At 34.8% G+C, this 22147-nt stretch carries 19 protein-coding genes and 2 pseudogenes; 6 read left to right on the top strand and 15 right to left on the bottom strand.

Features of this window, described 5'->3' with window-relative positions; all coding sequences use genetic code 11:
- Nucleotides 1–559: 559 nt before the first annotated feature.
- The 3 genes from B9N79_RS09800 to B9N79_RS09790 all read right to left on the bottom strand — a co-directional run bounded on the left by B9N79_RS09800 (nt 560) and on the right by B9N79_RS09790 (nt 4802).
- Nucleotides 560–1660, bottom strand: a complete 1101-nt coding sequence (locus B9N79_RS09800) for a GerAB/ArcD/ProY family transporter (protein ID WP_048896783.1) — start codon at nt 1658–1660, stop codon at nt 560–562.
- A 300-nt stretch (nt 1661–1960) separates the two neighbouring features.
- Entirely contained in the window at nt 1961–3190 is a 1230-nt protein-coding gene (locus B9N79_RS09795; protein ID WP_040057676.1) for a Ger(x)C family spore germination protein, read from the bottom strand.
- Nucleotides 3180–4802 carry a spore germination protein gene (locus B9N79_RS09790; RefSeq protein ID WP_019394430.1) on the bottom strand — a complete coding sequence of 541 codons (1623 nt, stop codon included), beginning with the start codon at nt 4800–4802 and terminating at the stop codon, nt 3180–3182. Before B9N79_RS09790 ends, B9N79_RS09795 begins: the two co-directional genes overlap by 11 nt.
- 130 nt (nt 4803–4932) lie before the next feature.
- Between B9N79_RS09790 and B9N79_RS09785 the strand changes: the two genes are divergently transcribed.
- Nucleotides 4933–5169: a YczF family membrane protein gene (locus B9N79_RS09785; protein ID WP_040057677.1), complete on the top strand. Its 237-nt coding sequence runs from the start codon at nt 4933–4935 to the stop codon at nt 5167–5169.
- A gap of 216 nt (nt 5170–5385) precedes the next feature.
- On the opposite strand, the gene B9N79_RS09780 is transcribed toward B9N79_RS09785, so the two are convergent.
- A complete protein-coding gene (locus tag B9N79_RS09780) occupies nt 5386–5586 on the bottom strand; it encodes a hypothetical protein (RefSeq protein WP_040057678.1) in 201 nt (66 codons plus the stop codon).
- Between the two features lie 212 nt (nt 5587–5798).
- Here B9N79_RS09780 and B9N79_RS09775 point away from each other — a divergent pair.
- Nucleotides 5799–6197 (top strand): annotated as a pseudogene (locus tag B9N79_RS09775) (MFS transporter); the annotation flags it as partial.
- A gap of 146 nt (nt 6198–6343) precedes the next feature.
- Nucleotides 6344–7051 (top strand): SDR family oxidoreductase, encoded by a 708-nt coding sequence (locus B9N79_RS09770; RefSeq protein ID WP_046217223.1) that lies wholly within the window; start codon nt 6344–6346, stop codon nt 7049–7051.
- A gap of 258 nt (nt 7052–7309) precedes the next feature.
- Here the strand turns inward: B9N79_RS09770 and B9N79_RS09765 are convergent, their stop codons facing one another.
- The 6 genes from B9N79_RS09765 to B9N79_RS09740 all read right to left on the bottom strand — a co-directional run bounded on the left by B9N79_RS09765 (nt 7310) and on the right by B9N79_RS09740 (nt 13780).
- Nucleotides 7310–7810 carry a hypothetical protein gene (locus B9N79_RS09765; protein ID WP_040057682.1) on the bottom strand — a complete coding sequence of 167 codons (501 nt, stop codon included), beginning with the start codon at nt 7808–7810 and terminating at the stop codon, nt 7310–7312.
- A gap of 296 nt (nt 7811–8106) precedes the next feature.
- A complete protein-coding gene (locus tag B9N79_RS09760) occupies nt 8107–8364 on the bottom strand; it encodes an HPr family phosphocarrier protein (RefSeq protein ID WP_040057683.1) in 258 nt (85 codons plus the stop codon).
- Nucleotides 8365–8668: 304 nt separating this feature from the next.
- Complete coding sequence (locus B9N79_RS09755; RefSeq protein WP_040057684.1) at nt 8669–9793, bottom strand: FAD-dependent monooxygenase; 1125 nt, start codon at nt 9791–9793, stop codon at nt 8669–8671.
- 449 nt (nt 9794–10242) lie between these two features.
- Nucleotides 10243–11061, bottom strand: coding sequence for a mechanosensitive ion channel family protein (locus tag B9N79_RS09750; protein WP_046217222.1), 819 nt, complete (start codon nt 11059–11061; stop codon nt 10243–10245).
- 389 nt (nt 11062–11450) lie between these two features.
- A complete protein-coding gene (locus B9N79_RS09745) occupies nt 11451–12536 on the bottom strand; it encodes an NAD(P)H-dependent flavin oxidoreductase (protein WP_046217221.1) in 1086 nt (361 codons plus the stop codon).
- Between the two features lie 41 nt (nt 12537–12577).
- Nucleotides 12578–13780, bottom strand: coding sequence for a YbfB/YjiJ family MFS transporter (locus B9N79_RS09740; protein WP_046217220.1), 1203 nt, complete (start codon nt 13778–13780; stop codon nt 12578–12580).
- 128 nt (nt 13781–13908) lie between these two features.
- Here B9N79_RS09740 and B9N79_RS09735 point away from each other — a divergent pair, with 128 nt between their 5' ends.
- Complete coding sequence (locus B9N79_RS09735) at nt 13909–14805, top strand: LysR family transcriptional regulator (RefSeq protein WP_046217219.1); 897 nt, start codon at nt 13909–13911, stop codon at nt 14803–14805.
- A gap of 531 nt (nt 14806–15336) precedes the next feature.
- Here B9N79_RS09735 and B9N79_RS09730 read toward each other — a convergent pair.
- A complete protein-coding gene (locus tag B9N79_RS09730; RefSeq protein WP_240516684.1) occupies nt 15337–16344 on the bottom strand; it encodes a D-2-hydroxyacid dehydrogenase in 1008 nt (335 codons plus the stop codon).
- An 830-nt stretch (nt 16345–17174) separates the two neighbouring features.
- On the opposite strand from B9N79_RS09730, the gene B9N79_RS09725 reads away from it, so the two are divergent.
- The gene (locus B9N79_RS09725; protein WP_040057689.1) at nt 17175–17456 is read left to right on the top strand and encodes a hypothetical protein; all 282 of its coding nucleotides are present in this window, start codon (nt 17175–17177) and stop codon (nt 17454–17456) included.
- A gap of 384 nt (nt 17457–17840) precedes the next feature.
- Here B9N79_RS09725 and B9N79_RS09720 read toward each other — a convergent pair whose 3' ends face one another.
- The gene (locus B9N79_RS09720) at nt 17841–18338 is read right to left on the bottom strand and encodes a GNAT family N-acetyltransferase (protein WP_019394447.1); all 498 of its coding nucleotides are present in this window, start codon (nt 18336–18338) and stop codon (nt 17841–17843) included.
- 567 nt (nt 18339–18905) lie between these two features.
- On the opposite strand from B9N79_RS09720, the gene B9N79_RS09715 reads away from it, so the two are divergent.
- Nucleotides 18906–19229, top strand: a complete 324-nt coding sequence (locus B9N79_RS09715; RefSeq protein ID WP_040057690.1) for a YnfA family protein — start codon at nt 18906–18908, stop codon at nt 19227–19229.
- Nucleotides 19230–19418: 189 nt separating this feature from the next.
- Here B9N79_RS09715 and B9N79_RS26940 read toward each other — a convergent pair.
- The 3 genes and pseudogenes from B9N79_RS26940 to B9N79_RS09700 all read right to left on the bottom strand — a co-directional run bounded on the left by B9N79_RS26940 (nt 19419) and on the right by B9N79_RS09700 (nt 22111).
- Nucleotides 19419–19708, bottom strand: a pseudogene (locus tag B9N79_RS26940) (PCYCGC motif-containing (lipo)protein).
- Between the two features lie 232 nt (nt 19709–19940).
- Nucleotides 19941–21296, bottom strand: coding sequence for a TrkH family potassium uptake protein (locus B9N79_RS09705; RefSeq protein WP_046217218.1), 1356 nt, complete (start codon nt 21294–21296; stop codon nt 19941–19943).
- A 158-nt stretch (nt 21297–21454) separates the two neighbouring features.
- Entirely contained in the window at nt 21455–22111 is a 657-nt protein-coding gene (locus B9N79_RS09700; protein WP_019394452.1) for a potassium channel family protein, read from the bottom strand.
- Nucleotides 22112–22147 lie beyond the last annotated feature (36 nt).

The following is a 22147-nucleotide window of genomic DNA, read 5'->3' as shown; positions in this document are numbered from 1 at the left end:
AACTTAATGAGCCTTTAAAGATAAGAAAAAGAAAAGGTACGATTACTTTAGAAAATAAAAACAAGTTGAATAAAACACAGTTAGAAAAAATCTTTCATTGGTAGCCAAAGAATGTTGGGAAAGTTATATTTAATTTTTGGGATGGAACCTGTAAATCCAAAAGGAGAATGAACGTTTCAATACTGATAATCAATATTTAAATATTTCTGTGAACTACTATTTATTTATTTTCTTTAATTTAAAGTATGCATACATGCTTAAAATAATCGTAACCAGCACTAAACAGCTAAGCGGGAAAATGACAGTGTTAACAAAATGATCATAAAACCAAGTATACATAAAAAGCACCTCACCATTCACATAGAGAGAAAAGGATACTTTTAATCGTTTTCCCACTCTCTCCTTCTTGAAAGTTTTATTTGTTATAAACCTTTCTCTATTTTGTTTATTATCGTTTAGTATGTAAGGGACTAGACAAAAATATGTTAGTTCCAATAGCATGTGATAGTTGAAATCTAAAATTCACCAATAATGACTTCATGTTCGGCAAAATGATGTATTATTCCCTCTGTTTCTTCCTATTTTTTAAGAAAGCAACAATAAGAAGAAGGAAAGGAACCATCACTAGGAGAGGAATATGAAGAACAAACATTGTTATCTTCAGTCCCTCTTGGAGGTGTTCCTGGACGTTACTCGCAATCGTGATGGATAAGAAAAGAATAGCTATGCCTAAAGGATGCGATAGTCGTGAAGGCGATTCAATTTTAAATAAACTGGCCGTGCCTATAACAGCTGCATAAAATAACACGCTAATCTTAAAAAAAATACCAATTACCAGGGCAATCATAAAAAATACATCAAGACGTTCCAAGAAATCAGCAACCTGGATGCTTTGTACAGTACTAAGAAGAGGGAATTGTGAACGTGCTGTCAAATCCACCCCAAGCACACTAACATTAATGATCATCGTAATCACCAAATTGATGCCACTTAATCCTGTTGCACATAACATGGTCACTTTTGCCTTCTTAGGATTATTTAAACAAGGCAGAATCATCGTAAACACAATAGCTTCTGCAAACGGAAAATATAAGGTTTGAGTAAAGACAACTTTTAAGACAGGTAACATCCCTTCTTCAAGTACTGGTTGTAAGTTGGTAAAATCGATTAAACCAGAACTCACAATGAGAATAAATCCAGTGACAGCAAGGATATACATCGGTATAAAAAGGACCTCGCCTGAGCGCGCGATAACCTCTATTCCTTTTCGAACCATATAAATAATGACAAGCATTAATAAAGCGTTTGCGATAAATAAAGGCGTATCAGGATAGGCAAAGGTCAATAACATTTCCCCAAAATCACGTAGAATTCTTGATGCATCATACATAAAGTAAAGGATGTAGACAAAGGCAAGTACGCTTCCTATCCCTTTACCTAGGATTTTTTGCATGTAGTCCGTAGGCAAGAGATCTGGATAATAGGAATAAAGCTTATGAAAGATTAAGAGTAAAACTAAACTGCCTATCATTCCAAGTAGAATCGCAAGCCAAGCGTCCTGTTTTGCATCCATGGCAAGAGGTACCAATAAAGAACTACCTAGTTCAAATAAGACCATGAGAACAAAGAGCTGACTGGCACTAATTTTGGCTTTTTCCACTCCCCTTCCACCTCCTTTTTCCTGCTTTTTCTTCTCTTTTATCCCCCAAAAATGTAGACAAAGATAAATAAGGTTTCCATCACCTTACCTAAGGGAATATTACAAATAAAGTTTATGAGGGATTAAAAATAAAACCAAACCGCCGCTACTATTTCAAATAAAATCGTCAGTCAGGCATCCTGCTTCGCTCTCATAAAAAAGGCTTGAACATAGTACTGATCAGTTCAAACAGAACCATTGAGATAAAGAGCTAATTACCACTAGTTTTGACTTACTTCATTCCATTGGTAACTCTTTTCTTTACTCCTGATTCTCTTTTACACCTGAAAGAAACGACTTGTTTCGCAAACCAGTACGGCGGATATAAGCATCCACAGTAATATCTACATCTAATTTTGGAAAATACACATCGCTCCATTCAGTTTTTATTTTTTTCCATTCATTTGGTCTAGAACGGTGAATGACTTCACCAAATCCAAGGATATCTGTTTTATTTTTCTGCGCATGTTCAATGGCTTTCTCTAATTCTTTTTTTATTTCTTTTCTCAAGGACTGTTCAATCTTTGTAATGACCTTTGTATTGGTGATATCAATAGGTATCTTCATTTCACCAATGTCTCCTTCAACCCGAGTATGAATTGAAACGTGAGGATGGCCATTCTTCATTTTGGCAGATACATCTGTTTTTTGACGAACGGTTTTATAAGCTATTGCTGCTTTTTTTCCTTCCCAATCAACATTAATAGCCGTTCCTTGTATTTTATCTAAAATCCATACCGTTCCTCTTGCTGTTTTTCCATACAGCCAATCCACTAACTTTCCTTGTTTTAAAACAGCAATTCCGGAAGCTCGAAGCGTGGCTTCAGGCGCACTTTCTTGAAGGTTATCTAACCTTTGCGCTTGTTTAGGATTTCCCACCATACTAAATCCAGCTACAACGGTTTCCTCTTTGGAGGATTGAAGACCTTTCATTACATCTTGGAGTGAAACTTTTACATTCTCTCCCCATTGTCTTTCTGTGAATTCTAAAGTTTTCAGCACTTTATTTGCTGGAATCTTATCAACAGGAGTTAATGTTTTAACTAAATCCGCAGCAGTTGAGTGGTTAGCAATGACGAGAGCTGAGGTCGTTCGAAATTCAGGATCTCGATCAAAAGCATCCATCAATACCTCAATCCCTTCTTCTCTTGCAAGACTTTCCCCAACGATGACTAAGTTTGTGTGAGCATAATACAGTCGCCGAGAAATTCTGCTTGAAGCCCGTCTGCTTGTTTCCACTATATTGTCCCCTGAAGCTGAATAGATGGTCACAGGGGGACTTTGCACCTGACCTCCGCCTCCTTGCAAGCCTCCAGCCACGTTCCCGGGATTAATAATTTGAAGTGTCAGGTTATATCGCCCATCTTTCGTTTTATCTACTCCCATGGCTGCCACAATAGCAAGGTCTGTTAACTCCTTTTTACTCCAACAACTTGTTAATAAGACGGTCACCATCATTATTAATAAAAGAAAAGCTCCTTTACGTTTCATTGTTGTCACCTTCTTCAAGATTCCCATTCACCATACCACGCGATGAAGGAGGATTTGGTCGCTGGTTGATTCCTTCACGCCTAGTATTTGCACTTATTAGTCGCGGTCTTTTTCTAAGTGTCCACCAAGGTAATCGTACAACCGTATCTTCATTGTTTGAGGGTATGAAAGGAGCCAATGGTGCCATATAGGGAATACCAAATGAACGTAAACTGCATAAATGGACGACCATCATAAGAAGTGCCAGAATAATGCCATAGAAACCAAATACCGCTGCACATATCATAAACAGAAAACGGATTAAGCGAATCGAAATAGCCATCGCAAAGGAGGGTGTAGCAAAATTAGCAATCGCCGTTATGGATACAATGATAACCATGGCTGGTGATACAATACTAGCTTGAACGGCAGCTTGCCCAATAACAAGGGCACCGACAATGGACACAGCTGAACCAATGGCTTTCGGTAACCGAATCCCTGCTTCTCGTAAGATTTCAAAGGTAACCTCCATGAGAAGAGCTTCTACAAATGCTGGGAAAGGGACAGCTTCCCTTTGTGCTGCAATCGCTACGATAAGCTGTGTTGGGACCATCTCCTGATGAAAAGTTGTAACAGCAACATAGGCAGCTGGCGCGATAAGTGAAATAAGAAACATAACAATACGTAAAAAGCGAATCGATGTCGAAATGTCGAAACGTACATAATAGTCTTCAGGCGACTGAAAAAATTGGATAAAGACAGCTGGAGCAATCAGTACAAAAGGCGTTCCATCAACAAAAATAGCAATTCGTCCCTCTAAGAGATTTCCTGCTACTATATCTGGTCTTTCGGTATCGTAAATAGTGGGGAATGTGGTTATCGTTTGATCTTCAATGAGTTGTTGAATATAGCCTGATTCTAAAATGCTATCAATATCAATCTTATGTAATCGTTGGCGTATTTCTTTAATGATTTCATCATTCGCAATGCCATGTATGTACATCATTGTTATATCTGTTTGGGTTATACGACCAATTTTCATAGATTCAACCCATAAATCCGGGCTTTTAATAATTCGACGTACCATGGCTATGTTGGTTCCAATAGACTCTGTAAATGCTTCCTTTGGACCGCGTACTACCATCTGGGTACTTGATTCGGCAATGGCACGCCTCTCTCCACCTTTTGTCCCTACAGTCAATGCTTGATCTATTTCATCAACTAGAATAAGGGTATCGCCTGCCAATAAGGATAAAAACAGGTCATTCCAGGTATTAATAGATGATACATCCCCAATTGTAATCATATCTTCAGAAATCAGATCGAACACGTTTTGCTTATTCACTGTTTCTTTATGATTGTCTTTCATTATGGATTCGAGTAAGAACTCTTGAATAGATTGGTTGTCTACAATTCCTTCTACATAGACAATGGCTATCTTAATATCAAAATTCTCCCCCATTTTTAATTGACGAATCATGATATCTGAACTGTTTCCTGTTTTCTGTTTAATCGTATCGAGGTTCGCTGATAAGGAACTGTATATATTTTTTACTGAGTTGTTACCAGATTGATTTTCAGCATCCTGTTGGGAGTCCTTTTTTGATTTGCGATTTTTAAAAAACGAAGGCATAAGTTAAGGCATCCTTCCTTTATTTTTTATTACCTTAACCATATAAGGGGTTTTTATGTAATTTTTCTCAAAAGAAATTTGTATCATATTAGAGGAAAGGGAAAATTCTATTAAGTGGAGTGTGATAAGTATGAAAATCATAGGTGTTTCCCTTTTAATGACAGGATGTTTAATGGGGTTATCTCTAAGCATCGATATTTTTCAAGGATTAGATGTTTTTCAAGCATTGTACAATGCTGTAAACCCTTTTCGTATAATGGAAGTTATAGAATTATTTGTTCTCTGTTTTCTTCTCCTTTTGTTTTTTGCTGAGTCTGTCTACATTTTTATAAAAAAGAGAAAGAAAAAGGAAAAAGAAGGAAAGTAACTACACATAAAGTCTAATCTTTTAAGATGAAAAAGACTAAATTTAATCCATTTCAAATCAAGAACAGCGTAATAGAGTGCTTAATGATTAAAAACAGGGGCCTAAAATAACGTCTAAACACTTCAGAAAGGAAGTAAACAAGGCGTAAAGACTAAAATTAGTTTGCTACTTTTTAGGATGAAAAAGACTAACATTGGACACCTTAATGACAATTTTTCAAATTGAGTCATCATCCATTCTTCTTTTCTCTACCTCCATTCTCATCCCCATCCATTGCTTAGCTTTTTCTAGACGAGTATCAAAGGCTTGTTGATAGAACCCTGTTAATTGATGTTCAAAGGAGTGTTGAACATTTACTTTTATAAATGCTTCCGTATAAGATGAAAAATGAAGGTGTGCAAATAAAAAATAGTCCATCGTCTCTTTAATCTTAAGGATTCCCTAAGAATGGTGTTTATCATCCCCATTCTTAGGAAGTAAACCCGCTATGTTACCATCTTTTAACGTTGGTCTTTTCCACTTACAAATTCTCACTTTTAATTTGAAGTAATTGTTACTTCAAATTTTCGGTAAAGAAGGCTTCTAACTTGTCAAATGGAATTACATCTGTCTTGTCGTACAAATCAACTGTGGCAGGAAAATTACTTACTAAAGATGCCATCAAATCTATTGTTTCTTTTCCATTTGTATTAGGATTCGTTTACATCATATTATTCTTAATCGGACAATTTACTTTGCCTATGGCTATCATGACTTTAGTTTGGGGAATATTAGCGGGTATAGGAAATAATATAAATCAATATTGGATTACTTCTGCAGCCCCAGAAGCTCCTGATTTTGCTAATGGATTGTTTGTAACGTCCGCTAACTTAGGAACAACAATGGGAACAGCTGTAGGTGGATTGTTTATATCAGGATTAGGTACACAATACATCTTATTAGTGGGTGTATTATCATTGCTATTAAGTTTGCCATTTATTCTATTGAGAAACTACATGTATAATCCTATAAAACAACTTTCCAAATAAGGAATACATTCAACATTCTTTAAGAACTCCCTGTGCATGATTAATTTATGTTCCCTGTCCTACTTTCTTTTATTAAATTTCTCGGGTATAGAAGTCTATCCTAGCACAAGATTACAAGATTAACAGCCTAAAAATGGGGGTTTAAAATGTCTAAGGATATTAAAGTTGCACTTGTCACCGGTGGCAATCGAGGTATTGGATATGAACTGGTCAAACAATTGGCGTTGAATGGTTTTAAAGTCATTTTAGCAAGTCGGGATCCAGAAATGGGGCATGAAGCTGTAAAAAAACTTAAGGAGTCAAATCTTGATGTGTGGTTTGTAGTGATGGATGTAGATAATCAAGAAAGCATTCGCCAAGCTATGGGTACAGTAAATGAGCAGTATGAAAGATTAGACGTATTGATTAATAATGCTGGCGTGTATGTGGATCATAATGAAAAATTAATGGCTATGGACCCTTCTGTTTTAGAGAGAACGATAACAACGAATTTCTTCGGCGCTTACCATGTCATCCGTTCCTCCATTCCCATCATGGAAAAACAAGGATATGGAAGAATAATTAATGTTTCTTCAGAATATGGGGCGTTGAGCGAAATGTCTTACCCAGGAGTAGGAGCATATAAATTGTCTAAGCTTGTCTTAAATGGATTGACCCAATTGATAGCTGCAGAAATTAATGGTGATATTAAAATAAACGCGGTCGATCCGGGATGGGTAAGTTCAGATATGGGAGGACCATCTGCTCCAAGAACTCCTAAACAAGCAGCCGAATCTATTCTTTGGTTAGCGACGATTGGACCTAAAGGACCTAACGGGGAATTTTTCAGAGATGGAAAACGCATCGATTGGTAGAAATACAGCGAGAGTAAACGATTTGATGTTCCAGTGTGATTTTATAAAACTGTCTTTTGCAATTGTTATAGGTTAAAAACCTATTATTAAAGAAAAAAGCCAATCATCCTAATTAGGATGATTGGCTTTTCTATAATTTTGTTGAGGAATCTACAGCAATTTCCTACTTACCTATAATAAAAACTCAGTTTGTTAATGAATCCTATACTTAGAGCTCCAAAAATCAAACGATAATGGAGACACCTTTTCGACCTAGTCCTAGAAACAAGTAATTTCTATCGAGTTAGAATCAGACATATTTTGCACCTGAACAATAAGCTCTAGAGGGTTTTCTTCGTTATTTCTTTTATTCAAATGTAATTCTTCATACCAATCTTTCTTACTCATAAGTGTTGCTTTGTTCTCTATCTCCCCTTCAAAATAAATCTCAAAACCTTTTAAGGAACTAACGCTAGACTCTACATCATTATTTTCTTTATAGTAGTCCATTAATTCTTTTTCACTAAGTTTAGATGATAGTCTTATGTAAGCAACGACCGTGGGTGTGGGTTTATCTTCACTCCCCAAAAAATCTTCTCCATATAAAACTTCGTAGTCAAAACCTTTATCTGTGATCTCTGTTTTAGGAGGAAGTGGATAAGAGAAGAGTTTGTCTGCGAAGTTCTTAGCAATCTCTCTTTCATAATTCAGAAAATTGTAAGACCATTCTATGAAGAATGCTAACACTAGTAACATCATTCCCCACTTATACTTTTTCAATATAAGAAACCTCCTATCCGATATGAATCCTTTCTTTTAACAAGAAACTGAGACCTATAAGATATTAGTCTTCATATTCTTTCTATAACTTACAAAGTAATCTGCTACATATGATAATATTGTCACCATTAGAGTATTGATTATAGTAGCAAATTTAAATAATAATACCTAACCAAAAGCAAAAAAACTACTCAAATATTATTTATAAAGAACAATAATATAAAATTGAAAACTTGTTTATCAAATCTGAACTCCTTCGCCTCTCCGTATGGTTTCTAAGATTTTACTCATTATATTTATGTAAGGTTTGAAAGATATTTTTTTAAGGTTTCCATTACCGCTTGTTCATCAAATCCATGCACTACTAGGGTGATTTCATCCCCTTCTTTAATTACTAAATCCATAATCTTCATGATATCTTTTCCATTGGCAACCTTTCCACTTTTAGAAAGAATCACTTCACTTTTAAATGAGGAAACTTTGCGTACAAATAAAGCTGTATGTCTCGCTTGGAGTCCTCGTGGTAGTTGAACTATAAAATTTTTCATTAACATATTTTCTCACCTTATCCCCTTCCCCTTATTTTTTCTCCCTAATCTGTATGGTTGGTCTTGCAGCTAACGTTGTGCTAAAGATTTCTTTAAGACATATATGGATATTTTAAATGTTAAAGTGGACTCTAAGACAAGAATTAACAGTAAAAAAATTTGTTCATTTTACGTAAATTAGGAAATATCACAAATAAAAAAGCACAAATCCGTTATTAATTAACGAGTTTGTGCTCTTTTTACTTCCTCGAACATCGTTGATGTTAAGTGCTTTATTCTCTTTTTATAAAAATGAACCCTTTATGGGGGATTAGTAAGCTTCTTGTAGAATGCAATCGCTTTTAGCTATAATCTCTTCTTGAGCAAAATTACCTTTTAACTCATTTTTAAGAAGTTCAGCAGATAACGATTGAATAGCACGAGCTCTTGGAAATCTTCTTACGTAATAGGAATGAAGTGCTTCTTCTAAAGAGGTCGTATTAGAGAGTTCTTCTCCTAATACACTAGCATCTTCCATAGCCATAGCAGCTCCTTGGGCTAAATTAGGGGCACTAGCATGAGCTGCATCTCCACCAATTACTACACGGTTACGATACCATTTTTCTTCTAATACGACTTCTTCAATAAGATTGAAAATGATGGGTGTATCTTTGTTAAAACAAGTTTTGATGAAATCAGCTTTTCCATGAAAATGTTTTAAGATTTCACTAACAGTATAGTAACGTTTTTTTTCATCATCCCAATAGTCTGAAGGAACGGGCTTTAGAATAAATAGATACCCCTCTTTATCTGTTAAAGGAAAGATTCCGACTTTTGTATTCCCGTTCAGCAACATGTAACTTCTTTTCGAGATTGTATTTTTTTCAAACGTTAGAGGAACTCTCCATGCACCCATTCCTAAATATTGAGGAGTAACCTTTCTCCCTAACATGATATCTCTTACTTGAGATCGTATCCCATCGAAACTCACTAAAAGATCAGCTGAGACTTGAGTTCCATCTTCAAAAGATAGGATAACCTCTGTTTGATTCTCCTGGTAGGTAGTAAAATTTTTCTTCCATTCTACTATTACTCCAAGCGATAATGCTTTAGAAAGGAGAACATCTTTTAAACTTGATCTCCAAATTGAATTTCTTCCTGGTCCATCCGCATTCATAAATTTCTGGTTCACTTCAAGAAGCAAATTCCCTTCCTTGTCCATAATTTCTAGATAATCTAGTTGTACTCCAGATTTTAAACAATCCTCATATATACTTAAATCTTTAAGTACTTTAAATGTATTTTGAGGTTGGGTAATTCCAGAACCCGATGGAGCATCTTTTTCATTTCTTTCATATACAGTTACATTTAGACCCGTTTTTCTTAAAGCAATAGCAGCCGATAACCCTCCAATACCTGCTCCTACCACAACAGCATTTCTCAGTTTTTCTTGCATATTAACACTTACCTTTCCTTACATGATACCTATAAGAATTTAATATGGAAGTAACATAGACAAGCCAAAATTAAATAGACCAATCTAGATATAAATTAACTCCTTCATAAAGATATTCACTAAGTTTATTGATATATATGGAATTTTACATGATAGGAAAAATAAAATTAAGACTTTATTTTTTTAACAATATGTGGACAATCTACAAAAATGAAGATAAGGATTAAATTTAATTTAGTTAACGTCCATAAAAGTATACCTATGTAAAAAGAAAAAGCCTTATTTAAAATAAGGCTTTTTCTAACACCGATAATCAACATATGTTAACTATAAAAACTTGGATATAGGCAAGGTACGGGTCGTATTTTTTGCCCTACGAAACGCTTTCGCTCAAAAAACCTCCCCCTTTTTCTCTTTTCTATATCCGTTTTTCAGTCTTCGTTTACTTTTTAATTGCTTGTGTTGGGGCTCTCAGCCATCATTAAGTCGTTCTTGTAGGCAGCCATTGCCAGTTCATATCTCACCTTTTTGCTTGCTTCCACAAAATTATTTTCCTTCACAAGGGCTGATAATGAATATTGGTGACCTCTGAAATCTACGTTCAGTTCTGTGATTTGGTTGAATTGAAAACTCTCCTCGGGAACTCCATTCTCATCTTTCAATAAATATTGACCGTATTTCTCGTTGCATATTCGTGCCACTTCCTCCATCACCTTGAAGGCATCATCCGGATTTTGTCTATAGTTAAGGACAAGGCTTTCGTTTACTCGGCGCCTTCCTCGGTTCCCGTTTTGAAGTTCCGTGATGTTGCTATAGGAGACTGTATAGAGGTATCCGTCATACTGACGGATCTTTAGGTAGCGCATGCTGATTTCCTCTATTTTCCCTTGACGATTTCCATTGAGGATGACATAATCCCCATGATGGAGCTGGCGTTCAAACAAGTAGGTCAGCCCCATTATGTAATCGCGGATGATATGCTGGAAAATTAATGCCAAGGCACTTGCAAACACGACCGAACCCGTGATAAGCTTTGTCATCTCGAAGAAAGGGCTAAGCAAATAAATAAAAAAGAGAGCCAGTCCTAATACTTTTGTCACCTGGTTAGAGAAATGCATCAACGTCTCTTCCCGTTTTTCATCCAAGAAGCTCGTTTTGTCAAAGAAAAGCTTGATGGATTTTCGGATAAAATAAACTATGAGTATAATCAGCAGCGCCACAGTTAAAACCTTTACAGGGAACCGCTGGAACAGTTCAGAGAAAAACAACCTATCAACTCCTTATTTTTTTTACACTATACTAAAAGAATGCCCTTAAGGACAAAAACCTTCCTTTCTCAACAAACCTTAACGATAATAGCATAGTTTCATAAAAAAAAGAAACACTATCTGCGCTTCTTCAAGATCGATTATATTACTGATAATATAATGTAAATTAGAAATAAAACAAGCAGCTAGAAATGGCTGCTTGTTTTATTAATTATATGAGAAAAATTACCGTTTTATAAATGTCCATAAAAGTATACCTAAAAGAAAAAAACCTAAAACCTTTGTCACTCAATGATTTTACGCCTTTTTCACTTTGGATAAGATCTATTATGTTAACTAAGATGCAATTTCTGAAACAGGCCTCTTTTCAGGAAGTTTGTTTGGTAGTTTTATCTATAATTAAATGTTGTTAAAATGCTTTTTGCTTGTTGCATAGTGGTATTAATTATCTCTGTTGCTGTTTTATCTTTCTCCAGTAATCGTGTTCCTTGACCACACCATAAAGACATATATTCTTTATTACTTTGCTTAGCTGCAGCTTTTCGAATATCTCCTGTCACAGCATTTTGCGTAAGAAAAGCTAAAGGTTGAATCTTAGAATGATCGAAGTCCTTAATAAAAGCATTTTTTATTCCTCTTGCTGGGCGACCTGAAAAGTTCTTTGTAATAACAGTACTTTCTTCATCACTTTCATATAGAGCTTGTTTATAGCACGAATGGGCCCCAGACTCTTTTGTAGCTAGAAATACAGTTCCCATCTGAATACCACTTGCACCTAAAGTTAGAGCTGCTATTAATCCCCTTCCATCCATAATTCCACCAGATGCCACAACGGGAATATTAACTCTATCTACTACTTGAGGCACGAGAGAGAAGAGCCCAATATTAGCTCCATTAGGATGTTCGTTCATATCAAATGTTCCTCGATGTCCACCAGCTTCACTTCCTTGTGCTACGATAATGTCTGTACCTTGTTCTTGAGCTTCTAAAGCTTCTCTAACCGTTGTAATCATTGTAATAACCTTCATGCCTTGCTCTTTTGCTATTTTCATAGCATAAGAGGGAAGAATACCAAAAGCTGTACTCACGACGGGTACTTGTTCTTCCACTAATACTTTAAATTGATCTTTAAATAAATTTTGAGTTTTGATTTTTTGGCCACTACGCTTAATATGCAAAACATCTCGCATAGTATCTAACATATGTTGAACTTCTTCCATACCAACTGTATTATCTATCATATCAGTAGCAAACAGGTTCACTGCAAATGTCTTATCTGTATGTTTTCTAATTTCTTGCACTGTCTGCCGAATATCCTCTGGCTGCATATAAGCAGCTCCCAATGTCCCAAGGCCTCCAGCTTCACATACATTCACAATGAGCTCTACGGTTGTAATCCTATCCCCAGCCATACCAGCTTGTATGATCGGTACTTCAATATCTAAAACTTCACAAACACGATTATATAAATTCATCTTTTCCCCTCCAGATTATGAATTAAGTTACAATGTTTGCATTAAGATTTAAATAAATGAGGTGACTTGCTTTTTGATTCTTTTTTCCTTTCATATTTTAATCCTGAAATAAGGGAGATTGCCCCTATAAGGATAATTCCTGCTGCTCCCAATAAGGAAGCACGATAATTACTTGTAGCTTCTGAAAGAGCTCCTGCAAGAGTTGGACCAATCATTTGTCCAATTGCATAAGCAACTGTAAAGACTCCCATTATTCGGCTATTATTTGTTGGTACCATTTTTCCTAGTAACGTAGCTCCAAGAGCCGTAATTCCCATAAAAGTGGCTCCAAAGATCGCTGCACTTGTAAACAAACTAAACGGCGAGGAAAAAAACACAGGAATACTAATTCCTACTGCTTGTAATAACATAGCTAGGACTAATGATTTTACAAATCCCCATCTCCTAGCAAGTGATGACCATATTAGGCAAGATGGAATAGCCGTTACACCAACAACTGTCCAAATTATAGAAGATTCAAAGTGGAAAGAGGGTGTATTCTGAGCAATTGAGACAATAAATGTACCCGTTACAATATATCCTAGGCCTTCACAACCATTAGCCAATATCAAGAGAGGTAGCCATTTTCTTGGCGGAACTAAGCTTTTTTGAAATGTCCTGCCTTTTTTGTTATGTAAGAAACCAGGAGTTTCTTTAAAGGTTAGAAAGACAAAAATTAACAAAAATAAACTTAATCCAGATAAACCAATCCACGCTCCTTTCCAGCCCCAACTATTATAGAACAGTGGGATAGAAATACCTGTTAGGAAAATTCCATAGCCAGGTCCCATATAAAAAAAACCAGACCAATTCGTCTTATCTATCCCTCTCAGTTTCTCCAAAACCATGCTTGAAGCTAAGACAAAAACTAGGGCACTACATATGCCAGATAGAAACCTAAGTATTGCCCAACCTATATAAGAAGTAGTCAAACTCATAAGAAGCGTTGTCACTACCCCAATAATTAAACTTAGTCTTAAAACAGGAACCGTTCTTGCTCTCATGGAAAATAGTCCAGTTAAAATTGCTCCAATTAGATAACCAGCATAATTAGCTGAAGCCAGATAACCAGCAATTGTTTCGGAAAACTCAAATTTCTGCTGCATAAGGGGCAAAATAGGCGTATAAGAAAACCTTCCAATCCCTAATGCTATCGCCATGGCAAGTAAACCTCCTGTCAAAAAGGAGAGCTGTTTTTTATCCATTTCTTCACTCCTTACAAAAGGTGCTACATATTTATCATATATAATTTTATCCATATGGTATAATTCAAAAAAAAAGATATTTGTCATCGTTCAAACAGATGGCAAGCGGAAGTAAGGTGTTAAGAAGCATGGATATTCAATCATTACATATTTTTAAGGTAGTTGCTGAGCATGGAAGTATAACGAAGGCTGCAAAAGAATTAAACTATGCACAGTCCAATATAACAACTCGAATGCAGCAATTAGAAAGTAGCCTACAGACAGTTTTATTTTATCGACATAATAAGGGGATTACATTAACAACAAAGGGAGATTTATTATTAACCTACACTGATAAAATTTTTCGTCTCTTTGAAGAAACTAGACAAGTCATGCGGGATGAAGAAGAGCCTCAAGGTCCGTTATCTATTGGCTCAATGGAGTCAACAGCTGCTGTTCATTTGCCTATGTTTATCTTAAGATATCATTCTACCTGTCCAAAAGTTGATCTAACTTTAAAGACTGGGCCTACTGCTCAGCATATTGAAGAAGTATTAAATTATAAATTAGATGGTGCATTCGTTTCTGGCCCTGTACAGCATCCTAATCTCGTGGCAAAAAAAATTTTCAGAGAAAAATTAGTATTAGTTAGCAGTTTGTTATCTTCTTATCCTTTAGAGTTAGAGAACATTGGTAACTTAACATTGTTAGTGTTACATAAAGGTTGTTCTTACCGCCAAAAACTTGAGAGTTGGTTACATAAAGAAGGAATTAGACCCTCCAAAGTTATGGAGTTCGGTTCCTTAGATGCACTTATGGGTTGCGTAGCAGCTGGTCTAGGGGTTAGTTTACTCCCTCTGTCTATTGTTCAAAAATATAGTCATCTAGAAGAGATTACCCATTATTCTCTCCTTGAAGAATTCACTTTAGTTGATACATTTTTTATTCATCGTGCTGATAATACCTTCTCCACCCCTCTTCTTAAATTCATAGAGCTATTTCAAGAAGAGAAGTCATCTATAACTTGTGACGAAAAGAGAAGTTAAAAACTGGCTGGAATGTTTGGTATGTTAACTAAAAACCGAACAACAGTAGAAAAGCAGCCTACTGTTCTATAAAGTAGGCTGCTTTAATTCCATATTTCCAAGTAGACTTCTACAAATTCCTAATGAAATTCCCCTTTGATTTATCGCTTTTTTATTTCCTGAAACCTATTAACCATCAATAAATTATTATGGAGTAATGAGGAATTGACAAAGAAAATGATTGAACCAAACTATATGTTGACTCCTCTTATGTCCCCCCCTAAACTCTAGGGGATAATATCATTAGGATAGCTTTTTTTGTTTGTAATGATAATCTGTGTTATGTTAACTAAAAATAAGGAAAATATAAGTTCTCAAAATTCTTAAGAGTACTAAAAGCAGGGACATCAGTGAAAGTAAATGTTTAGATAAAATATATAGGATTAAATCATTTTTTACTTAATTAAAAATTACTCATATGCCCCTCTTAATCAATAGTACGATACAGTTACATTCCGTTTATACTGATTATTCCCCTTGTCTTTTCCTATTCTAGTAACCACGCTTTCTATCAACGAAGCCGTCTAAGGGTTGTCCATTTATATATCGTTTAATATTCTTCAAAAAAAAGTTACTTACATCCTGTACAGTACTTGGTCCCGATAAATGTGAAGTGATATACACATTAGGCATGGACCAGAATGCATGATTTTTTGGTAACGGTTCTACCTCGAATACATCTAAAACAGCTGCCTGGAGATGTCCGGATTGCATGACAGATATTAAACTATCTTCATCGATTAAGGAGCCACGTCCAACGTTAATAACACAAGAATTTGGTTTCAAGGCTAGAAGAAGTTCGTAGTTCACAATATGATACGTGTCGTCTGTCAAAGGAAGTGTTAACACTAAATAATCAAGATCTTTTACAAAATCGTACCATTGATTCCGATTAAAATGAAGGTCTACTAATGAAGATTGTTTTCCACTAAAGCTTAATCCATTTACATTCATATCAAACGCTCGGGCTTTACGAACAATTTCAGTCCCAATTGATCCAAGACCAGCTATTCCAATCGTTTTCCCCTTTAGAGAATCAGAAATAAATGGATCCCATCGATTTTCTAGCTGTGCTTTTCTCATACGTGGACCATCTTTAACTATATCTAAGAGAAAATTAAATACATATTCAGATATATAAGTACCAAACTGGTCGACAATTCTGGTTATTTTAATATTCTGAGGTATTGATTTATCTGCAATAAGGTCATTAATTCCAGCTCCCATTGATTGGAACCAACGGACAGATGAGCCCATTTGTTTATTCAATAATTGGGTGGGAAATTTCCATCCTAAAATAACTTCAGTACCTGGTAAATATCTTTCTGCTTGCTCTAAACTTGTTGCTGCTTTGACGGATGTAAAACCTTGATTACAAATATATTCAGTATAAGCTTTTACCTCTGCTTCATTAGGACTAAATATAAGAATATTAGGTTGAATTGTATTCATTAGCTTCCTCCTCTTTTGAACCCTTCTTAGGGCAGTTTTAATGCCCATATTAAAAACATTTAACTGACTTTCATTATAGTTGAATAAAAATAAATAACAACATTTTCACAAATATGTACAAATAGGCACGTAAAATATTTAGACCAAAGTATAAATATAGGAAAAGCGAAAGAAAAAGGCAGCATCCAATTAGATGCTGCCTTTTTCTTTCATATACTTCTAATAAATTAAAGTTATTTGCCCTTGTGAGGCCCTTTCACTACGTATATCGGTTCATGCCCAAAGTGCCTTGTGAATAATAAGAATATCTACTTTCAATTTGAGGTAATACATTTCTTGAAGTTGCTGTTAAGTCTTTCAAAACTAATCAGTCCCTTCATAAGATAAGTATTTAACCTTTCACAGCAATCACTTTTATAGTGGAGCTGTACAGTATATATACCACGTTCTTTAAAGTTAAAACATAAATCTATGATATTTTTAGTTCTGATATAAAAGTTATTTAATCAAGCATATAATTTAGGGTGATGTAACGGATAAACTTCAGAAACACGTATTTGAAGAAAGAATGAGCCTTAAAGAAGGAAGGTACTTAATTAAAATATATACTTTTATGGACATATTTTGTGTAAACTCAATTTCTATAGAGGATTCATTCGATCCTTTTGAGTCTTCAAAGTATAGATGAATGTAAAAGTGAATAAACTATCTTAAGGCAAACTTTGTATAAGGAGAAAGTTTCATGTACAAAATTTTTAGTGGTTTTAGCTATAATTACTTATGTTTTGATTAGAACTACTTAAGTACCCTTCTTAAAATATATCAGAGAAAAATAAAAATCAAACTCTTTTTAACTATACTTGAAACAAGGTGAAAAAATGAATTGGTTAATAATACCGCTTTTAATTTGGATCATAGCCCTAGTCATTATGATACTACCTAAATTTGCTTGCAAAAAAATACAAAAATTAAAAACGGAACTTATATTAGAGTCTGAATCAGCACAGAATTCTAATCCTGAGGAAAGTAATTATAAAAAGATAGAGGAAAATACCTTAGATGGCATAAATATTGAAAGCTTATATTTAATTAGTTCAATCATCGCTTCAATATTGATTGCTCTTGGTACCTTTATTCTCTGTCTTGTTTTATTACTATAGAGTTTAGTGAAAACATAGTTGAATCCGCGTACGATTAGATGTTAAAAATTTCAAAAGAGTGAGATGGCAACATTTTCAGTGATTTTAGAGTTTCTATCTTGTTTTTGGGAACGGAATTTAGAACAAAGTTATGCTTTAGAATACTTGATACAGTGACCTTTACTTTTACTGCTTATAATCAACCCTATGGTAATTAACTAATGTTGAATTTCATGTAATAAAAAGAAATCCTTTGCTCCACACGTTAACAAAGGGTTTTTACATAGAGAGAAATACATTCCTTATAGGAAAGCAAGAGATAGTTCTTCCACAAACTCTATTTATTCTATTGCTCTAGGTTACTAGTAGATTTGTTTGATTCTTATGTATTACACGATAAAAAAATCAACTTATACTCTCTCTTAACTTAATCAAGTTATACCAAGTTAATCCACCATGATTTGATTCAGAAACGCCATGGTTAACAAATCCGCATTTCTCATAAAACGGAACTAATTCCTGTTTACATGTTAACGTGATTCCTTCTCTTTTATTTTCTTTTATAATATCTTCCATTTTCTTAATTAAAATTCTTGCAATTCCTTGATTTCTAGCCTGTTTAGACACTGCTAACCCTAAAATGCTCTGATATCCTCCTCTTTTCGGATTCTCTTTGGTTTCCTCAAAAAGATCATCGGTTATATAAGGTTGATTAATAATTGGCCCATTAATATAACCAAGTATTTTCCCTTCTCTTTCTGCCACAATAAAGGTATCCGATATCAACTGAATTCTCTCCACCATGGCCTCTTTTGTTGCGGCTTCTTCTATCGAAAAACCCTCATTCTCAATTACTAACAGCTGTTCTAAATCTGTGGGTTGAACATTTCTTAAAGAAATCATCTTGTCTATAACCTCTTTCTTAACTGAATTAACCTAAAAAGATGAATAGTTATAATTTTATGTGGTTTACTACTAATATAAAAGTGTTTAGGTTCTAAACAATAATTTGTCAAGGAATCCTTAATATATAGATGCCTTCTTCATCTTTTTTATTCTTTATCAGGTTTATCCAACAACTCAGTATACTTTTATATGATTTTTCTGTGCATTTAATTCATGGTACTTAGCATTGGTTTGAATAACCTCTTTATATCCCCTCACAACCTTTCGACTAAAACAGTAAATGCCATAGTATTAGTTTTTTATTATATCATTATGTACGCACCTTTTAATATTTCTACTTTATCCTTTACGTATAATCCTCATTCAATCCATAATGTTCTCTAACAGGCCTTATAAAATGGTGCAGTTTTTAATATTCATTATCATCTGAACCTTAAAGTAAAAAAGCGTAAAATCTTTTAAAGATTTTACGCTTTTTTACTTCTGATAAGGTCTATTATATTAACTAAGAATCAATATGGTATACAATATAAAAGAAGACAGTTCACATAAGGAGTATTTATGATGATTAAAGCAATTTTTATATTTTTATTAGCCGGAATAGCAGAGATCGGTGGAGGCTACCTTATTTGGAAATGGTTACGAGAAGAAGCATCTGGTTGGTTAGGGTTATTCGGTGGAATAGCTCTTGTTCTCTATGGGATTATTGCTACATGGCAAGCATTCCCTGATTTTGGTCGGGTTTATGCAGCCTATGGAGGCGTCTTTATTATTATGAGTTTATTTTGGGGCTGGTTAGTAGATAAAAAAATTCCAGATACATATGATTGGATCGGTGGTCTTGTATGCTTAATTGGTGTTTTTATTATATTATGGCCAAGAAATTAAGGGATGAAAGGAAGAGAGCGAAGACTTATAAAACCTTCACTCTCTTCCTTTGTAGTTTCTAGAATCTGTGTTGTGTTAGCTAAGAAAATATGACCCATAAAGTAGAACAAAACTTCTTTATTACTTTTTATCATTCAAATTCTTTATTATTAATTTATTATAAGCCAAGGAATATTCATACTATTAATCTTATACAGCTGGAGTAGGTTTAGCGTATCCCTCCTTGTACTTTTCATCAACCATCTTTCGAATTTTTTTACTGACTTGCCTTCCTTGTATTTTCGAATCGATTGAGCTGCGAGTTCTAAACAAACATTACATTTGGTTCCATGGTCATCCCAGACAATTGAGTCATCTTTGTTATTTTGTTAAATAAAACAATCGTAATTATTTCTATGGTCAACAGATTCCCCACAGCCACAATAGCAAGGGATATTTTCGAGTAATTCCTTATTTTTGGCCACATCTGCATAAATCATCTGCATATCTTCAGGCTTATCCTTCAAGAATTCAGCAATACATCTCTAGACACTGTTTCTTCTCTGATGTCACCTAATTTTGAGGAAGTATGACTAGTATGTTCCTCTTCTTTTTGAGAATCTGAGGTACTATTTAATGGATTTGCATTATTAGAACAAGCGCCTAAAACCATATAAGATGATTCTTTAATAGCATCTTATTTAGTTTTTTCGAAAGATAAAAGTTATTTTTTTAGCCAAGAAGAATTTTTTCTTCTGCATAACGAATTTTTGACTGTCTATTCGAACGAATAGCAAGCACAAAACCAATGGTAAGAGGCCCTACTCTTCCAATAAACATCATAATCGTAATGAGAATGCGTCCTGCGGGGCTCAAGTCGCCTGTGAAATTAGCACTTAGTCCAACCGTGCCAGAAGCAGAAATAGTTTCAAATAAGATTGTGGACATATCTACTCCTTTTTCTGTGATAGTTAGTAAAAAGAAAATGACAAAAACAAAAATCATTGCAGAAGTAGCAATAGAAAAAGCTCTATAAATAAGGGATTTTGGTATTCGGCGTTGAAAAATGTTAATATCCTCTTTGTTTGTTAGCACTGACCACAAAGCCAACAATATTAAGACAAAGGTCGTAACCTTAATTCCGCCACCTGTTGAACCAGGAGCTGCTCCCACAAACATAAGACCCATCACATAGACTTTTGAACTTAACGTTAGTTCTCCTATATCTAATGTATTAAAACCAGCTGTACGAGGAACAACTCCTTGAAAATAAGCTGCCCACCATTTATCTCCCATGCTTAATTTACCTAACGTGTCAGCGTTATGATATTCCAAAGTAAAAATAACAAGTGTACTCACAATATTTAGGATAAGGGTCGAAGCTAATACAATTTTAGTATGAAGAGAAAACTTTCTTAAATTTCGTTTCTCCAAAATATCTGCGATTACAAAAAATCCTGTTCCACCTATTATGAAAAGGAATGTAATGATAATATTAACGGTTGGATCCCCCACCCATTTACTTAGATTATCAGGTTCTAAGCCAAATCCTGCGTTGTTAAATGCAGATATAGAATGGAATATCCCATAATAAATAGCCTTTCCCCAACTCATCTCTTGTGCCCAACGAATAGCTAGGATAAGGGCTCCAATAGCTTCTACAGCTAAGGTAATAAACACAACACGCCGGACTAATGCAATAACGCCTTGTAGAGAAAATGCATTTAAAGATTCTTTAAGGATCAACCTTTGTTGTAATCCAATTTTCTTACCTAATATGATAAACATAAGGATACCAATGGTCATGAAGCCCCAGCCACCTACTTGAATGAGTACAAGTAGAATGATTTGTCCAAATAAAGTAAAGGTAGTTCCTGTATCAACAACAGCTAATCCCGTTACACACACGGCAGAAGTAGCTTCAAAAAGAGCATCAATAAAGCTCAAGTGATGTCTATCACTTGTAGCAGCAGGTATCATTAATAATCCTGTTCCTAGCAATATCAAGCCTAAAAATCCCGAAAATAGAATAGATGCAGGTTCCAATTTCTTTATTTTATGTCTTTTACGTGACTTATAAAGTAACATATTAAATTCCTTTCAACGTGTTTTGAGTAAAGGTTTAACTGAAAGATTCCATTATGACAAGGGGAAGCTTTAACAATATTGCTCCTCATATAATGAAAAACGCAAGCATTAGTACAAAGAACTGAGAAGGATTTTAATGGCTGCTACATTCATCCATTTTACACACCTTCTTTTTCAAAGCGTATGATGTCTTGATTATGTCCCATCACAATTAAAACATCATCTTTATAAATGATTTCCTCTGCAGCAGGAGCAACCACAAACCTTCCATGACGTTGAATCCCTACAATATTACATCCATATTCGGCTCGTACGTTGAGTTCTTCCAAGCTATAATGATCCACCTTGTTTGTTGCCACAATCTCTACAATGCTGTATTCTTTGGATAACTCAATAAAATCAATCATTTTATCGGAAGTAATATGGTGAGCAATCCTTTTGGCTACATCACGTTCGGGATGGATAACTCGATCTACTCCGATTTTTTCAAGCACTTTTGAGTGATATTCGTTTTGCGCTTTTGCCCACACTTTACGAACTCCCATTTCTTTTAAGAGTAATGAAGTTAATATACTGGTTTGCATGTCATTTCCGAAAGAAACGAAAGCATGGTCGACATTGCCAACGCCCAAGTTACGTAAAACCGTTTCGTCAATTGAACTGACATAAACGGCGTGCGTGGCATAATTAATATATTCACTAACTCTTGCCTCGTCTGTATCTACAGCTAATACTTCAATACCCATATCATAAAACTCTTTAACGAGAGTTGAACCAAAACGTCCTAAACCAAATACGGCAAATAATTTCTTCATTATAATCCTTCCTTATCCCGTTTCCATTAATGACAA

Source organism: Priestia filamentosa (assembly GCF_900177535.1).
In the GTDB taxonomy this organism is placed as follows: domain Bacteria; phylum Bacillota; class Bacilli; order Bacillales; family Bacillaceae_H; genus Bacillus_I; species Bacillus_I filamentosa.
The sequence above is the reverse complement of the archived record's forward strand: the minus strand, read 5'-3'. Positions and strand labels throughout refer to the sequence as shown.

Coding starts and splice junctions, on each gene's coding strand:
- B9N79_RS09795 (WP_040057676.1), bottom strand. CDS start 3,190: ATGAAACGTAAAGGAGCTTTTCTTTTATTAATAATGATGGTGACCGTC.
- B9N79_RS09790 (WP_019394430.1), bottom strand. CDS start 4,802: ATGCCTTCGTTTTTTAAAAATCGCAAATCAAAAAAGGACTCCCAACAG.
- B9N79_RS09785 (WP_040057677.1), top strand. CDS start 4,933: ATGAAAATCATAGGTGTTTCCCTTTTAATGACAGGATGTTTAATGGGG.
- B9N79_RS09780 (WP_040057678.1), bottom strand. CDS start 5,586: ATGGACTATTTTTTATTTGCACACCTTCATTTTTCATCTTATACGGAA.
- B9N79_RS09770 (WP_046217223.1), top strand. CDS start 6,344: ATGTCTAAGGATATTAAAGTTGCACTTGTCACCGGTGGCAATCGAGGT.
- B9N79_RS09760 (WP_040057683.1), bottom strand. CDS start 8,364: ATGTTAATGAAAAATTTTATAGTTCAACTACCACGAGGACTCCAAGCG.
- B9N79_RS09755 (WP_040057684.1), bottom strand. CDS start 9,793: ATGCAAGAAAAACTGAGAAATGCTGTTGTGGTAGGAGCAGGTATTGGA.
- B9N79_RS09745 (WP_046217221.1), bottom strand. CDS start 12,536: ATGAATTTATATAATCGTGTTTGTGAAGTTTTAGATATTGAAGTACCG.
- B9N79_RS09740 (WP_046217220.1), bottom strand. CDS start 13,780: ATGGATAAAAAACAGCTCTCCTTTTTGACAGGAGGTTTACTTGCCATG.
- B9N79_RS09735 (WP_046217219.1), top strand. CDS start 13,909: ATGGATATTCAATCATTACATATTTTTAAGGTAGTTGCTGAGCATGGA.
- B9N79_RS09730 (WP_240516684.1), bottom strand. CDS start 16,344: ATGGGCATTAAAACTGCCCTAAGAAGGGTTCAAAAGAGGAGGAAGCTA.
- B9N79_RS09725 (WP_040057689.1), top strand. CDS start 17,175: ATGAATTGGTTAATAATACCGCTTTTAATTTGGATCATAGCCCTAGTC.
- B9N79_RS09720 (WP_019394447.1), bottom strand. CDS start 18,338: ATGATTTCTTTAAGAAATGTTCAACCCACAGATTTAGAACAGCTGTTA.
- B9N79_RS09715 (WP_040057690.1), top strand. CDS start 18,906: ATGATTAAAGCAATTTTTATATTTTTATTAGCCGGAATAGCAGAGATC.
- B9N79_RS09705 (WP_046217218.1), bottom strand. CDS start 21,296: ATGTTACTTTATAAGTCACGTAAAAGACATAAAATAAAGAAATTGGAA.
- B9N79_RS09700 (WP_019394452.1), bottom strand. CDS start 22,111: ATGAAGAAATTATTTGCCGTATTTGGTTTAGGACGTTTTGGTTCAACT.